The following is a 15503-nucleotide window of genomic DNA, read 5'->3' on the forward strand; positions in this document are numbered from 1 at the left end:
AGTACCTCGTTCAGTTGAGACAAAAGGGCGCGGTGGAGAATCGCGCCCGGGAGCATGCGGCAAACGTATGAACGCCCCCTTGCCGGGTCAAGCTCGCTCACGCCGACATGAACTTATGCCAGCCCGGCGTCCAGCGCGGAGGCGGAAATCTCCATCATTTCAGGGGTTTCGGTCCAGAGCAGGGCGGCGTGGATGATCCTTTGGGGATAAAGTTTCGCCAGCACCGCGCGGTACAGCGCGAGCTGCCGGATATAACCCTTGGGGGCGTCGGCGGCGGTCCTTGGCGGGGCGTTGTTGGTCTTGAAATCGACGATCAGGACCTCGTTCGGCGTCACCACCAGCCGGTCGATCTGGCCGGAGACCAGCGCCTTCGGCAGGCCCGGCCGCTCCAGCCGGCCGACGATCGACACTTCGGCACGGCTGCCGGGGGCAAATACCGGCGCGAAGCGCAGGTCGACGGTCAGGGCGACCACCTGCCGGGCCAGCGCCGCGCGTTCGTCTTCGCTCCAGCCATCGGCGTTGCGCGCAAGATAACCGAGCGCCGCGCCGAGCCGCCGTTCCAGCGCGATTTCGGGCAGCGATTGCAGCAGGCGATGCACCAGCGTGCCGCGTTGCAGGGCGCGGGCGCGCAGCTGCACCGATTCGCCGGATCGTATCGGATGGCTGTCGCCGTCGGACGGATCGGACGGGCGCAGCACGCCCGCGGCTGAGGCTTCGGGTGCGGCCGCTTCACGAAGCCAGGACGGCAGCGCGACCGGGGCCGCTTCCGTTGGCGCGGCCGGGCCCGAGAGATCCGCGATGTCATCCGGCCGTGAATAGCGCATCACCTTGCCGGCCGGCGTCTCCTCTTCCTCGAGCTTGAGCCCGGCATTGGCGAGCCCCCTGGTGATCAGATCGTACCAGGAGGATTTCCGCACCGTGCTCATGTTGCCGGGCATGCAGCCGCCGACGATCAGCCGGTCGGCGGCACGGGTCATCGCGACATAGAGCAGGCGGCGATATTCGTCCTCGGTGTCGCCGAGCATCGCCTTGCGCGCATCGGCGACGGCGGGCGGATCCTCGGCCTTCTTGCCGGCCCACACCACGACGCCGGGCGCGTTCGGCGCGGCATTGCCCTGCGGCAGATGGATCAGCCGCAGCCGCTGGGTGTCCGACGGCGAGGTCGTGGTGTCGACCAGGAACACCACCGATGCCTCGAGGCCCTTGGCGCCGTGCACGGTCATCACGCGCACCTCGTCGCGCGAGATCTCCATGTCGCGCTTCACCTCGGTGTCGGCGGCGCGCAGCCAGGCGACGAAGCCCTGCAGCGAGGCCGGCGCCTTGCGCTCATAGCCCAGCGCCAGTTCGAGGAATTCGTCGAGCGCGTCATTGGCCTCGTGGCCGAGCCGGCGCAGCATGCGCGCCCGCCCGCCGTCGCCGCCGAGCAGCCAGGCGTAGAACGCGAACGGCGTCTCCTGGGTGAAGCGGCGCTCGCACTCTTCCAGGCGCTGCAGCGCCGCCGAAAAACGCTCGTCGGTCGGCGCCTGCGCGGTCAGTGCTTCGCGCAGCGAGCCGCGGCGCTGATAAGCGAGCTTGAACAGATCGTCGTCGTCGAGCCCGAACAGCGGGCTCTTCAGCGCCACCGCGAGCGCGAGGTCGTCCTGCGGCAGCAGCAGCGCGTCGGCAAGGTTCATCAGGTCGATGATCGCGATGTGCTCGGTCAGCTTCAGCCGGTCGGCGCCGGCGACCGGAATGCCCGCGTGCTTCAGCGCCTGGATCACCGCGTCGAAGGCGTTGCCGCGCCGCCGCACCAGGATCAGCATGTCGCCGTAACGCAATGGCCGTCGTCCACCGGCGCTCCCGGTCATGGTGCCGCTGGTGACCAAGCGCTTGATCTCGGCCTGGATGCGCCGTGCCAGCTTCACCTCGGGGCTGGTCACCGCGACGCCGTCGAACGGCGCGCGCCAGCCCTCGATGTCCTGGCGGTCGTCGGCAACCGCGAGATCCCACAGCTCGATCAGGCTGGGGCCGGCGTCAGTCATCGCATTGTGGATCGGATAACCGTTCTCGACCGCATGGATGCTGCGGAAGATCTCTTGCTCGCGGAACACATGGTCGACCGAATGCAGGATCACCGGTCCCGAGCGGAACGAATAGGTGAACGACACCGGATCGAATTTCAGCCCGGCCTCCTCGAACCGCCGCCTCAGCTCGCGGCGGCGCAGATCGAACTCACGGGGCGCCGCGCCCTGGAACGAGAAGATCGACTGCTTCTCGTCACCAACCGCGAACACCGTGCGCACCAGGCCGTCGCGCGCGCCGGCGCCGGAGGTGAATTCCGAGATGATGTGGGCGACGATGTCCCACTGCCGCGGGCTGGTGTCCTGCGCCTCGTCGATCAGCACGTGATCGACGCCGCGGTCGAGCTTGTAGTGCACCCAGCCGGAGGAGACCCGGTCGAGCATCGCAAGCGTCTTGTCGATCAGATCGTCATAGTCGAGCAGGCCGCGTTCCAGCTTCTCGCGCCGGTAGTGCGCAGCCGCTGCCGTGGCGATGTGGATCAGCGCCTCGGTGCGGTCGCGCGCCACCACGGCGCGTCGGCGTTCGATCAGCGGACCGAGCCGGTCGATCTCTGCATCGAACCTGTTGCCTGCGACCGGATTCTTCTTGATGAAACTGTTGGTGATGACGGAGGCGCGCGGCGCGCGGTCATCGGTCAGGAACACGCCGAGATATTCGTCCACTTGAGCTGCACCGGTGAAGGTCAGCGCCGCCCGCAGCCGCTCGGCCTGCTTCTGATCCGCCTTGCTGCTGGTGTCGAGCAGCGTTGCCATCTCCTTCCAGCTCGACCGCGGCAGGTTCGGCCCGTCGACGATCTCGCGTTCGACATCCTCGATGCGATCATCAGCGGAGACGCCGAGCGCGGCCGACATCTGCGCGGCGGCGGCGGTGGCGTTGCCGGCGGCATCGGTCCAGGCCATGAAATGGTCGCGGCTGAGGCAGGCCTCTCGGACCACCTCCTTGAAGGTGACGTCGGCGGCATTCGCCATCGCGGTCCGCAGCGCGCGGCCGATCGGACTGTCGGGAATCCGCGACGCCTCCAGGAACACCGCTAGATTGGCGCGTTCCATCATCTCGTTCTGGTCGCGGTCGTCGAGCACGGCGAAGCGCGCCGGCACGTTGGCCTCGAACGGGAACTGTTGCAGCAGACGGGTGCACAACGCGTGGATGGTCTGCACCTTCAGACCGCCGGGCGTCTCCAGCGCGCAGGCAAACAGTTTTCGCGCCTCGCGCCGCAGCGAAGCGGATGGATGCGCGATGCCGGCCTCGCGGATCGCGGCATCGAGCCCGGCGTCATCGAGCGTCACCCAATGGCCGAGCGTCGTGAACACGCGCTCCGCCATGTTGGCCGCGGCGGCCTTGGTGAAGGTGATGCAGAGGATCTTCTCCGGGGGCACGCCTGACAGCAAAAGGCGGATCACGCGCTGCACCAGCACATGGGTCTTGCCCGAGCCGGCATTGGCCGACACGAAGGTCGATGCCTTCGGATCGGACGCGCGTGCCTGCGCATCGCGCACGGCCGGCGGGATCGGACGTGGGGCCTTCACCATTCCTCGATCCCCAATCCGCCTGCAGCGGACCATTCCTTGATCCGCGCAAGGTCGTCATAGGCGCCGTAGCGGTTCGCCCACATCGAGAGGTTCAGCGAGGTGTAGGGCTGCTGCTCGTCGTCGAAGGCGCGGATCAGCGCTTCGAGCTTGCGCCGCGCAGTGTCGGCGGCTTCGTCGGGCGGCTGCGGCGTGTCGCTGGTCTTGATCTTCAATTCCAGCGAACGCTGCTCGCCCGGCGGATTGTTGCCGCTCAGCCTGACATAGACGAGGTCGCCGACCGAGGCGTCCGCCGGAATCCCGGCGAAGCCGCCCTCGCGCAGGATCGCGGCCTCCAGCGTCAGCTGCGGCGACAGGCCCATGCGCACCTGCTTGCCGGTCGGCGGCTGGCCGGTCTTGTAGTCGAGGATCGCAAAGCTGCCGTCGTCGCGCCGCTCGATGCGATCGGCGCGCGCGGAGAGCACGAATGTCCTGGCGTCGTCGAGCGGAATGCCGATCTCGCCGCGGATCTCGGCCTTGATGGCGTCGATGCTGCCGCGCCGCGCCTGTTCCCATTCGGCAAACCACGCCGCGATGCGCTGGAAGCGCGGCCACCACAGCGCGCGCGCTTCGGGCCGTTCCATCAGCGGCTTGAAATGCTTGGCTCCGATATCGCGCAGCGCGCTCTTGATGTCGTCGGGCAGCGCGTCGGCATAGGTTTGCGTGAACTCGCCGAGCGATTCGTGGATTGCCGAGCCGCGATCGGCCGCCGACAGCGGCATGTCGACCGGGTCGAGCGGATCGAGCCTGAGGATGTAGCGCGCGTAGATCGTGTAGGGATCGCGCAACCAGTCCTCGATCGCGGTGACCGACATCTTCAGCGGCCGCGCCTCGCGCGGCGGCCGCGGCTCCGGCTGCGGCATCGGCTCGACCTTGTCGGGCTGGTCGAGCTCGGCGGCATATTTCACATAAGTCTCGCCGGCCGATGTAGCGGCCTTCCAGCGCGCTTCGCCCGCGACTGCTTCGAGCCGGTGCAGGAAGCGCGAGGCGACCGCCGGCGCGCCGCCGACCTTGGCGGCATGGGTGAGGATCACCTCGTCATGGCCGAGCAGCTGCGCGAAGTCGTGTGCGGACAGGCCGATGCGTCGCTCGGGAAGATCGAGCCCGAGCTCGTGCCGCATCGGCCGGCTCAGCCACGGATCGATCCGCGGCGCCGGCGGCCAGACACCCTCGACCAGGCCGCCGAGGATCACGCGATCGGATTCGGTCAGACGCGCCTCGAGCTGGCCGAAGATGTTGAGCTGCGCGCGCGCCGATTCCGGCCGCCGCACCATGCGGTCGGCGAACGCGGTCTGGAACACCTCGGGATAATCCGACAGCGGCGTCATCAGCCCGCTCGGCTGCTGCCTGGCGAGCAGCTCGTCGAAGGCAGACGCCAGCGACGCACCGGCGCGTTCCTCGAACACGATGGCGACGTCGTTCTGATCGGCCGACAGCGCGATCAGCGCCTCGCGGTGGCGCGCCGCCAGCTCGGCAAAATCATACGGCTTTGACGCGGCCATGCCTTCCAGCGGCGCCAGCGCCGCCTGCAATCGGGTTATCAGGCCCTCGGCCTGATTGAGCTCGTTGTCGCGCAGCCGGGCGCGCGGCTCCATGGCATGCAGCGACGAGGTCTCGCCGCCGTGCAGCTTGACCAGCTCGGCGCGGAAGCGGGCGAAGTCGCGCGCAAGCCCGCCGGTCCCTGGTTGCGGCCGCGTGCCGCGCAGCAGCGCGATCTCCAGCACCTCGATCGCGCGCTTCAGCGCGCCATGCGAGCCGCCGAGCCGGAACAGCGGATGCTTGAGCAGCGCGAGCAGCGTCGGCGGCTCCAGCCCCTTGGCGGCGGCCTCCGCGGTGAGGCGGGCGAACACGCCGGCCGGCGTTTCCATCAGAGCGTCGCCGCCGGAATCATCGAACTCCAGCTTCCAGCGGGTCAGCGAGGCCATCACGCGGCGTGCCAGCGCGCGATCCGGCGTCACCAGCGCGGCCGATTTGCCGAGATGCCGCGCCTCGCGCATCGCGACCGCGATTGCCAGCGCCTCCATTTCCGGATTGGGCGCCTCGACCACGGTGAGATTGGTCATCCCGGCGGAAATCCGCGCCACGATCTCGGGCCGCTCCAGCCGGTCATGCCATTGTGCCGTGGCGGTCGACGGACGCATCGTCTCCGACACCAGCACCTCGCGCCCCTGCGGTGCCGGCTCGGCGAGGCTCTCGACGTCGCGGCGCTTGATGCCGAAGCGATCGAGCAGGGCGTGCATCGCGAACTGCGGATGGTTCGACGACGGCGGCAGGGTGAAGCGACCGTCGTCGCCGCGCTCGCCGCCGATCGTATCCCAGGACTCTTCGTCGAGATCGGTGTCAAGCCCGGGCAGCACCACGGCGCCGTTCGGCAGCTTCGCCACCGCGTGCAGGAATTTCGCCGTGGCCGGCATCGAGCCGGTCGAACCGGCGGCGATCACCGGGCCCGTGGGATGCGCGGTCAGCCGCGCCGCTTCCGCCTCGATCAGGAGATCGCGCCGTGCCGCGGGTTCGATCCGGCCGATCTCCTTCAGATAATTCGGCCAGGCGTCGCGCGCGATGCGCAGGAAGTCGAGCGAATGCTGCCAGTATTTGTCGAGCTGGTCCGGCACCAGGCGGTCGAGCGCGCGCCAGTCGACGCCGCGCGTCACCATGTCGTCCATCAGCCGCGCCAGGTCGCCGGCGAGCTGCAAGGTCGAGGCCGGGCCGCCGACCACCAGCGGCGCTGACACCGGCGTCTTCGCCCAGGCCGCGACCAGATGCGCCAGGGTCAGCCGTCGCTCCAGCTCGCCGAGCCGGGGCGGAATCTCCAGCGGCGCGGCGCCGCCGACCTCGTCGCCCTGGTCGGCGAAGGCGAGCTCGTCCTCGTCGATCTCGCCGAGCGCTATGATGCGCGGCAGCACAGCGGCGTCGGAATCGAGCACGTCGAGGAAGATTTCGCGCGCCAGCCGTCCGGCGCGGCGGGTCGGCAGATACAGTGTGGCGTTGGCGAGCTTGGCGGGATCGTTGCGCGCCTCGAATCCCGCCACCAGGCGGCCGTCGACCAGCGCCGCGATGACGGTGCGCAGGAACGGCGCGGAAACGGGAACGCTGAAAACGCGCATGGGCTGCCTTGTTCGAATCAGGCGCCAATATAGGAAGTGGCGACGGTCGTTAGCCACCCCTGCCGGTCAGCCATGACAGCTCAATGTCGCAGCCGGCCGGCGCAGCGATCGACGGCATCCAGGAACCAGCGCAGCGCCGGATCGTCAGCGGCACGGCTGGTATGGATCAGGTCGATCGCGAAGGCGGGAATCTCGATCGGCGGCGCGACGACGGCGATGTCGGCGAGATGCGTGAAGCGCCGGGCGACGCGTTCGGACAGCGTGGCTATGAGATCGGTGCCGGCCACGGCGAACGGAACGGCCACCACATGCGCAAGCGTCACGGCCAGCCGCCGCTTCAGCCCGTGGCGCGCCAGCAGCGCATCGATCACGCTCGGCAGGCCGTCGCCGCCCGCCGCCGAGAACAGCGCGTGCGGGAGGCCGGCATAGTCTTCCAGGCTCAGGCGTTCCGATCGGCTCGCGCGCGCGCCGTCGCGGATGCAGACAAAGCGTTCCTCGAACAGCCGGTGCCGGATACAGCGCGGCGTCTCCGGCAGATGGCCGCCGATCACCGCATCGAGTTCACCGCGCTCCAGCTTGGCCAGCGCCACGGTCGGATCGGTGAGCGGACGCACGGCAAGATCGATGCCTGGTGCTTCCATGCGCAACAGACGGGTCAGTTCCGGCACCAGGACGAGATCGCCGTAATCGGTCGCAGCGATCGTGATGCGCCGCCGCGCGGTGGCCGGATCAAAGCCCCGGTCAGGCGCCAGCGCGCCCCGGATCTGCCGCAGTGCCTCGCCGATCGGGCCCGCCAGTGCCAGCGCCCTCTCGGTCGGCTGCATGCCGGCCCCGGCGCGCAGGAACAATTCGTCCGCAAACAGCGCGCGCAGCCTCCGCAACGCGCTGCTCATGGACGGTTGGGCGAGGCCGATGCGTTCGGCCGCGCGGGTGACGTGGCGCTCCTCCATCAGCGCCTCGAAGGCGACCAGCAGGTTGAGATCGACAGTGGCTAAATTCATCACAGCAATAATGGACATAATAATAATCGATTTCAACAATGATCTGGCTAAGCCTAGGGTGTAGCGGGCATGACGACGAGGCCGGAAGATTTGGGACAATCATTTGCGAGACTGATGCCGCGCGGGCCGACCTTGCTGATCATCGGCGTGCTGGCCGGGCTGGCCTTCCCGGCCCTGGCGCAGGGCGTGCGCCCGCTGATGACGGTCGCGATCTTCGTGCTGGTGCTCGGCACCTTCCTCCAGGTCGATGGCGCGGCGTTCCGCCGTGCGTTGCTGCGTCCACGGGTCTGGCTGCTGTTGCCGGCGCTCGCGATGGTGGTGTGTCCGCTGGCGGTCGGTTTCGCGGCGCGCGGCGCCGGATTTGCGCCAGAGCTGATCGTCGCGCTGCTGCTGTCGGTCTGTGCGCCGCCGTCGAGCGGCACCGCGGCGGTCGCACGCATGCTCGGCTTCGATGCCACCGTTCCGCTCGCCGTGACGCTGCTGTCGATGGCGCTGGCCCCGGTCACCGTGCCGCTGATCGCCGCGGCATTTGCCGGCCTTGCGCTCGATCCGCTGGCGCTTGGTGCGCGGCTGGCGCTGCTGGTCGGTGGTGCCGGCGCACTGGCGTTGCTGCTGCGCCGTCAGGCGGCGGCACATTTGGCGCGGCATTCGGGCACCATCGACGCCCTCGTGCTCGCCTCGCTTTTACTGTTCGCAATTGCCACCATGGCCGGGGTGCGCGCGCAGATCGCGGCCCAGCCGATCGCCGCGGCGACTTGCGTCGGGCTTGCCTTCGCCTGCAATCTTGCCTTGCAAGGGCTTGGCGCGCTGCTGACGCCGGGTCCGCTGGCCGAGCGGTTGACCACGGGCCTCGTTCTCGGCAACCGCAACGTCGGACTGGTGTGGTCGGCGATGGGTGCGGCGGTGTCGCCGATGACGGCGCTGTTCTTCGCGGCGACCCAGTTTCCGATCTACATGACGCCGCGCCTGATCGAGATGCTGGTTCGGCGCGGGCGAAAAGAGGAAGCCTCACCATGAGCGAGATCATTCTGACCGAACAACTCGCCGTCCGCTTCGCGCGCATCGCGCTCGGCCATGTCGGCCGCGAATATCCGAACAAGCCGGATCACGTGTTGGCAGGGCCGCAGGATGCGCGCACGCCGCGCGAATTGCATCCGGTGTTCTTCGGCAGTTACGACTGGCACTCCTGCGTCCACAGCTACTGGATGCTTGCCCGGCTGCTGCGCCGTTATCCGGCCTCCGATGCGGCAGATGCGATCCGCGCTTTGTTCGACGAACAGTTCGTCGTGGAAAAGATCGCTGCCGAGTGCGCCTATCTCGCAGCCCCGACCGCGCGCGGCTTCAAGCGGCCCTATGGATGGGGCTGGCTGTTGAAGCTCGCGGCCGAACTCTGGCGGCTCGAGGATACGCGGTGGCGCGAGCAAATTGCTCCACTCGCCGAAATCTTCGCGCAGCGCTTTCGCGATTTCCTGCCGCTCGCGACCTATCCGGTGCGGGTCGGCACCCATTTCAACACCGCGTTCGGGCTGCGCATGGCCGCCGACTACGCCGCGGCGACGCAGGACGATGCGTTCAGCGCGCTGCTGCGCGACACGGCGCTGCGCTGGTACGGCGCCGACCAGGATTGTCCTGCCTGGGGCGAGCCGAGCGGCGACGATTTTCAATCGTCCGCGCTGATCGAAGCGGAATGCATGCGCCGGCTGCTGGCGCCTCGTGACTTCCTGCCCTGGTTCGACCGCTTCCTGCCGCACCTCGCGCAGCGCGAGCCGGCAACCCTGTTCCGGCCGGCCAAGGTGACCGATCGCAGCGACGGCAAGCTTGCGCATCTCGATGGACTCAATCTCAGCCGTGCCTGGTGCTGGCGTGCGCTGGCCGGTGCATTGCCGGAGGGCGATGCCCGTCGCCCGGTTCTGATGGAAGCCGCGCGACACCATCTCGATGCCGGCCTGCCGCATATCGCCGGCGACTATATGGGCGAACACTGGCTCGCGAGTTTTGCAGTCCTCGCGATCGATGCAGATGGCTAACGACAACTTTGCTTAAAGCGGGATGAGTTTCGGTCGATCGGCTTGGCATGGTCTCGGTTCACCTCTCCCCATCGGGGAGAGGTGAGCTCGCGACGTCGTTCTAGCTCAAGCTAATCTCATCAGACTCTAAGCGACGCTTTCCAGGAAGGCTTCTTCCGCGGCCTGGATCGCGTCGGGGGTCCCGACATGCATCCAGACGCCGTCGAGGCGGAGGCCGAACAGGCGCTCCTGCTCGTTGGCGCGATCGAACATCCGGGTCAGCGAGAACTCGCCGGCCGGAGCGTCGGCGAACAGCGCCGGCGACATGATCGCGGCGCCGGCATAGACGAACGGCACCACCTGGTTTTCCCGCCGCTTGCGCAGCGCGCCATCGGGCAGCATCGAATAGTCGCCGCGTCCGCTGTAGCCGATGCTCGAGGCGGTCGGCGCCATCAGCAGCAGGATATCCATCCGCGCCGGATCGAAGGTTTCGGCCAGCCGCGCCAGATTGGAGCGCACGCCGTCGATCCACATCGTGTCGGCATTGAGATGGAAGAACGGCGCATCGCCGAGCAGCGGCAGCGCCTTGACGACCGCGCCGCCGGTGCCGAGCACCTGGTCGCGCTCGTCGGAGATGATCACGTGCGGGCGGCTACGGGTCTTGACGTGCTCGATGATCTGGTCGGGCAGGTAATGCACGTTGACGACCGCTTCGCTGACGCCGGCGCCGGCGAGCTTGTCGAGCACATGGTCGAGCAGCGGCTGGCCGGCGACGCTGACCAGCGGCTTCGGCATCGTGAGGGTCAAGGGGCGCATGCGCACGCCGAGGCCCGCAGCTAGCACCATAGCCTTGTGGGGAGTGACAGGCATTTTCCGGATATTCTCGGTCATCATCTCTCGGCGCCGATCCTATCACGGCGATTCGGCAAGCACATCAACCAGACGCCATAGTCATAGGACATGACGGCCGTAAGACGGCATTAACGACGAGCCTTTGTTGGAGCATGATCTTGCCGGAAAGCCGTCTCCAATTTTCCGGATCATGCTCTAGACGTCGGCTTGCGCACCGCGTCTGGCAGTTTTCTTCTTCTTGTCGCCTTGTTTGAGGAAGTTGACTCCAATCTGGTCGCCGTTGACCCAGGCCAGTTCGCAGCGGCGATAGGCCAATCCTGTGGACGACAGCAGCAGAAAAAACTCCTTCAGGGCGAGGCCCTCGACCGAACCCTCGACGGTCAGCTTGGCGCCCGTCTCGGATACGTCTTCCATGGTGCAGTCGCGCCGCCAGGTGCCGTCAATGCCCATCATGTGCGCGGCTATGCCGCGCTCAAACGTGACACGATCGCCCCTGCGACGTTCCGTCCCCATCGTGTGGTCCCGCTCCCGATCCGGCCACGCCATGAGGTGCGGCCTCGACAATCTTAGGGGACCCAAGGCTAACAAGCCGTAAACTAAGGTACTGGGGGAGGGACGTTGGCGGTGTACCAGATGCGGAAGGTCGTCAGCGCCGGATGGGCGAGCGAGCGCTCCAGATAGGTCCAGATCCGCGGCTGATGCTTGAGATACTGCGGTTTGCCGTCGCGGCGGTTGAGCCGCGCGAAGGTGCCGAGCAGGCGGGTGTTGCGCTGCGCCGACATGATCGCATAGAGCTCGGCGAAACCGGCCGGATCGAAGCTCTCGTCGGTGGCGCGCCGTGCCTTGATGTAGCGGGTCAACAGCGACAGTTCGAGCTGCTCGGGCACGTCGATCCGCGCATCCTGCAGCAGCGACACCACGTCATAGGCCGCGGGGCCGAGCAGCGCGTCCTGGAAGTCGATGATGCCGACGCGCAGGATGCCGGTGCGCTCGGCCAGCCAGATGATGTTCGGCGAATGGAAGTCGCGGATCACCCAGGTCCGCGGCGCCGCGGCGGGCTTTTCCAGCAGGCCACGCCACATCCCGAGGAAATCGGTGCGCAGCTCCTCGCTCGGCTGCACGCCGCGGTCGGGCAGATACCATTCCAGCATCAGCCCGATCTCGATCAGCCAGGCGTCGATGTCGAACACCGGGATGTCGTAGCTCTCGTCCGGTGTCACCGGCAGCTGCCGCGGCAGCGCCTCGCGGTGCAACGCGGCCAGCATGTCGACGGCGGCCTCGTAGCGCTCGGCGATCGGGCGCGGCGGATCGCCCTCGATCACGCCTTCGCCGCCGAGATCCTCGGTGATCAGAAAGCCGGATTCCAGATCGGCGTGCCGGATCGCAGGCGCGGAGAAGCCGTGCTTGCGCAGGCCGTTGCCGATCGCAACGAACGGCCGGACGTCTTCGGCGAGATGCACCGCTGCACTGTAGGGCCGGCCGTTGTAGATCGCCGGGCCGTCGGGGCGGCGCGGCGAGTTCATCAGGATGACGCTGCCGTCGTCGTTGCGCAGCCGCGCGTAGGAGCGCGTCGAGGCGTCGCCCGGCATGCGCTCGCGCCGCGCGCTGAGGAAGCCTGCGCGCTCGAGGAATCGGCGCAGCTCATTGAGCCGCGCGACCTTGGCCGCGGCCTTGCCGTAGCCGGTGATCTCGGCGGCGCGCGCGGCCGATCCGAGCGCCGGGCGGTGGCTGAGTGCGATGTCGATGCGATCAGCGGGCATCGCGTCCGGCGCGCGCTCCGGCCACTCGATCAGCACCACGATGTCGTCGGGCAGCGGCGCCAGCCCGATCTCCTCGAGCTCGCTCGCATCATTGATGCGGTAGAGATCGGCATGAACCAGTGGGAACGACGGCAGCTCGTAGCTCTGCGCCAGCGTGAAGGTCGGGCTCGGCACTTCCAGCGTATCGTCGGCGGCGAGGTAGCGGATCAGGGCGCGGGCGGCCGCGGTCTTGCCGGCGCCGAGGTCGCCCGACAGCGTGATGACGTCGCCGGCGCCGATCAGGAGCGCGAGGTCCGCCATCAACTCGGCCGTCGCGGTTTCGTTCGCGAGCGCCACCGAGAATGTCGAGGTCGCCGTCATTCCGCGGCGTTGCGATGTGCGGTCTGGTCGATCGGGAAGTCGCAGGTCACGGTCGTGCCGCGGCCGACGGTCGAATCGACGCGGACCCTGCCGCCATGCAGCTCGACGAAGGAGCGGACCAGCGACAGGCCGAGCCCGGCGCCACGATGCCGCGAGCCGTGCGAATGGCTCTCGAACCAGTTGAACACCTTGTCGCGCATCTCGGCTGGAATGCCGGGACCGGCGTCGGTCACCGCGAACACTACGCTGTGCGCGGTGCGGTGCGCGCTGATGGTGACGGTGGCGTCATGCGGCGAGAAGCCGACGGCGTTGGCGAGCAGATTGTACAGCACCTGCACCACGCGCCGCTCGTCGCCGACGAAGGCGCCGATGTTGGGCTCGATATCGACCTTCAGCGTGATGCGGTCGGTGGCGAGGCGATCCTGGATGCCTTCGGCGGCGGCCTCGATCGCCTGGCCGATATTGACCGGGCCGAGCTCGAGCTTCATCGCGCCGGCGTCGATGGTGGCGAGATCGAGGATGTTGTTGGTCAGCGCCAGTAGCGCGTTGGTCGATTTGGTGACGTAGTCGAGATACTCGGCCTGCTTCGGCGTCAGCGGTCCGGTCGAGGGATCGCTGAGGAAATGCGCGAAGCCGATGATCGTGGTGAGCGGCGCGCGCAGCTCGTAGGAGACGTGGTGGACGAAATCCACCTTCATCTGGTCGGCGGTTTCCAGCGCCTCGTTGCGTTCGCGCAGCGCCCGCTCGACATTCTCGGTGTCGGTGATGTCCTGGAAGGCGAGCAGGGTCTTGCCGTCGGGCAGCGGGATGGTCATGCAGTTCAGCACGCTGCCATCCTTGCGCTCGAGCTTCAGCGCGACCTGGGCGCGGTTCTCGATCGCGGTGATCTGCTCGCGCAGCGTCCGCCAGGTCAGGGCGTCGTCGAACAGCGGCCGGCACAGCGCTTCCACCTGCTCGATATGCGGTTCGCCCTGCAGCGCATCGGCCGGCAGCTTCCACATCTTGGCGAACGGCGGATTGAACAATTCGGCGCGGCCGTTGCTGCCGAACACCGCGACCGCTTCGCCGAGATTGTCGAGGGTCTCGCGCTGCACCCTCGTCAGGCGGTCGTAGCGGCGCGCGAGGTCGAGGCTCTCGGTGACGTTGTCGAACAGGTAGGTGACGCCGCCTTCGAGGTTCGGCGTGGTGACGACGCTGATGGCGCGGCCGTCGGGCAGGAACCAGGTGTAGGTCTCGGATTCGACCGCGCGATAGGCCTCGTGCAGCTTGGCCTTCCAGGCCCGGAAGTCCGGCTGCTCGGGCAGCTTGCGGTTGGCGCGCAGGCGATCGAGGACACTGGAATCGTCGGGGTTGCTGTCGAGGAAGGCCTGGTCGAGGCCCCACAGCCGCCGATAGGATTCGTTGTAGAAAGTGAGCCGCCGGTCGGCATCGAACACCGCGACGCCGGAGGACAATTGGTCGAGGGTGCGGCGGTGCGCTTCGACCATCCGCGCGATCGCCGCGCGCAACGCCGCCGCCTCGCTGGCGTCGATCGCGATCCCGGCGCTGCCGCCGGAGAGCTTCAGCGCCTGGACGTCGTAGATCCGCCGCTCGCCGCTGACCACGATCGGCAGCCGCGCGGCATAGCTCGCATTGTCATTGAGCGCGCGCGTCAGTTCGCTGCGCTGGTCGCTTTCGAGCAGCTCGAGATTGCGCTGCAACGCGTCCGACACGCTCTTGCCCTCGGTCGCGCGGACATAGGCGGCGTTGGCATAGCGCAGATTGCCCTCGAGGCTCTTGGCCCAGATCGGCCACGGCGCGGCGGCGGCGAAATCGCGCAGCAGCTCGGTCTCCTCCTGCAGCGTCTTGTAGCGCAGGTTGGATTCGGCAAGCTCGCGGCGCAGGCCGCCGAGCTCGCGGATCCGCACGATGGCCTGGCCGCCGATCGCGCGGCCCATCGCCTCGATGGCGCGGCCGGCCGAGGTCGAGAGGTTGAGCAGGAACGCCTCGCCCTTGTCGCGCAACGCGTCGACCGCGTGGTCCATCTGCAGCGCCGGCTCCGGCGGCAGCCAGGTTCCGAAGGCGAGGATGCGTTGCGGCGAGCCCTCCTGCGACATCACCAGCGAGATATCGCCCGAGATCTGCGGCCGGTTGTCGCCGGCGGCCCAGGAGATCAGGACCTGCGGCTCGACGAACAGCAATGCGCGCAGCCGGTCGGATTGCGCCTGCAGGTCCGTGATCTCGGATTGCAGCTGCTGCTCGTTGCGGGTCGCGCGCAGGCGGGTGCGCATCAACAGGATCGCGGCGACGACGGAGAAGCCGACCAGCGCGAACGAGGTCGCGAGAACCGCAACCTCCTGATGGTTGAAACCGAAATGCTCCGACATCGCCTGGGCCACCAGGCCCTCGGCGGCGAACGAGCTGCGGGCCGGCAGCAATGCCGACATGGCGAGCCCAAGCATGCCGTCGCGCGCCAGTGAGGTGCATGACAGCAGGGTTCGACGCATTGCCGCGACTACGCCCGACATATGTTGCCCCAGAACGCACAAACCTTAAGGCATGATCCGGAAACGAGGAGACCGGTGTTCCCCTACGGCAAACGTTTCGCGTTTGTCCGGGGATCATGCCCAAGCAAGATCAGACAGCCCGACGAAGACCCCCCGTCGTGCTCGAATCAAAGCAGAATAATCCCAACGGGACTCGGCGAGTAAGAGTCCAGACCGTGAACGCAGAATCCGCTGTGAAAAAATGCGGCCGGCTGGTGTGGATTTTTACGCGAATTGACTCCGTAATCGTGCGGGGAGCGCGCGCGAAG

The 15503-nt window shown here is 67.7% G+C and carries 9 protein-coding genes; 2 read left to right on the forward strand and 7 right to left on the reverse strand.

Annotation, left to right across the window (positions count from 1 at the left end):
• Window positions 1-113: 113 nt before the first annotated feature.
• The 3 genes from addA to ACTUWL_RS15955 all read right to left on the reverse strand — a co-directional run bounded on the left by addA (window position 114) and on the right by ACTUWL_RS15955 (window position 7830).
• Window positions 114-3590 carry a double-strand break repair helicase AddA gene (gene addA / locus ACTUWL_RS15945; RefSeq protein ID WP_021082615.1) on the reverse strand — a complete coding sequence of 1159 codons (3477 nt, stop codon included), beginning with the start codon at window positions 3588-3590 and terminating at the stop codon, window positions 114-116.
• Complete coding sequence (addB, locus tag ACTUWL_RS15950; protein ID WP_021082616.1) at window positions 3584-6730, reverse strand: double-strand break repair protein AddB; 3147 nt, start codon at window positions 6728-6730, stop codon at window positions 3584-3586. Before addB ends, addA begins: the two co-directional genes overlap by 7 nt.
• Window positions 6731-6810: 80 nt before the next feature.
• On the reverse strand, window positions 6811-7830 hold the full coding sequence (locus ACTUWL_RS15955) for a LysR family transcriptional regulator (RefSeq protein WP_291730649.1): 1020 nt from the start codon (window positions 7828-7830) through the stop codon (window positions 6811-6813).
• A gap of 15 nt (window positions 7831-7845) precedes the next feature.
• On the opposite strand from ACTUWL_RS15955, the gene ACTUWL_RS15960 reads away from it, so the two are divergent.
• Both ACTUWL_RS15960 and ACTUWL_RS15965 read left to right on the forward strand, forming a co-directional pair.
• Window positions 7846-8748: a membrane protein gene (locus ACTUWL_RS15960; protein WP_035653709.1), complete on the forward strand. Its 903-nt coding sequence runs from the start codon at window positions 7846-7848 to the stop codon at window positions 8746-8748.
• Window positions 8745-9758 carry a DUF2891 domain-containing protein gene (locus ACTUWL_RS15965; protein ID WP_021082619.1) on the forward strand — a complete coding sequence of 338 codons (1014 nt, stop codon included), beginning with the start codon at window positions 8745-8747 and terminating at the stop codon, window positions 9756-9758. The genes ACTUWL_RS15960 and ACTUWL_RS15965 overlap by 4 nt, the downstream gene beginning before the upstream one ends.
• Before the next feature lie 126 nt (window positions 9759-9884).
• Here ACTUWL_RS15965 and ACTUWL_RS15970 read toward each other — a convergent pair whose 3' ends face one another.
• From ACTUWL_RS15970 to ACTUWL_RS15985, 4 genes are all read right to left on the reverse strand, one after another.
• On the reverse strand, window positions 9885-10607 hold the full coding sequence (locus ACTUWL_RS15970) for a nucleotidyltransferase family protein (RefSeq protein WP_035653760.1): 723 nt from the start codon (window positions 10605-10607) through the stop codon (window positions 9885-9887).
• A gap of 177 nt (window positions 10608-10784) precedes the next feature.
• Window positions 10785-11102, reverse strand: a complete 318-nt coding sequence (locus ACTUWL_RS15975) for a PilZ domain-containing protein (protein ID WP_035653764.1) — start codon at window positions 11100-11102, stop codon at window positions 10785-10787.
• Window positions 11103-11185: 83 nt separating this feature from the next.
• Complete coding sequence (gene tsaE / locus ACTUWL_RS15980; protein WP_021082622.1) at window positions 11186-12709, reverse strand: tRNA (adenosine(37)-N6)-threonylcarbamoyltransferase complex ATPase subunit type 1 TsaE; 1524 nt, start codon at window positions 12707-12709, stop codon at window positions 11186-11188.
• Window positions 12706-15216: a sensor histidine kinase gene (locus ACTUWL_RS15985; RefSeq protein WP_035653710.1), complete on the reverse strand. Its 2511-nt coding sequence runs from the start codon at window positions 15214-15216 to the stop codon at window positions 12706-12708. Before ACTUWL_RS15985 ends, tsaE begins: the two co-directional genes overlap by 4 nt.
• Window positions 15217-15503: the final 287 nt, after the last annotated feature.

The organism is Bradyrhizobium sp. WCU1 (genome assembly GCF_053474805.1).

Bases quoted from the DNA above. Each gene is read 5' to 3' on its own strand.
- addB (WP_021082616.1), bottom strand. From the start codon at position 6,730: ATGCGCGTTTTCAGCGTTCCCGTTTCCGCGCCGTTCCTGCGCACCGTC.
- ACTUWL_RS15985 (WP_035653710.1), bottom strand. From the start codon at position 15,216: ATGTCGGGCGTAGTCGCGGCAATGCGTCGAACCCTGCTGTCATGCACC.
- ACTUWL_RS15975 (WP_035653764.1), bottom strand. From the start codon at position 11,102: ATGGGGACGGAACGTCGCAGGGGCGATCGTGTCACGTTTGAGCGCGGC.
- ACTUWL_RS15970 (WP_035653760.1), bottom strand. From the start codon at position 10,607: ATGCCTGTCACTCCCCACAAGGCTATGGTGCTAGCTGCGGGCCTCGGC.
- ACTUWL_RS15965 (WP_021082619.1), top strand. From the start codon at position 8,745: ATGAGCGAGATCATTCTGACCGAACAACTCGCCGTCCGCTTCGCGCGC.
- addA (WP_021082615.1), bottom strand. From the start codon at position 3,590: ATGGTGAAGGCCCCACGTCCGATCCCGCCGGCCGTGCGCGATGCGCAG.
- ACTUWL_RS15960 (WP_035653709.1), top strand. From the start codon at position 7,846: ATGCCGCGCGGGCCGACCTTGCTGATCATCGGCGTGCTGGCCGGGCTG.
- tsaE (WP_021082622.1), bottom strand. From the start codon at position 12,709: ATGACGGCGACCTCGACATTCTCGGTGGCGCTCGCGAACGAAACCGCG.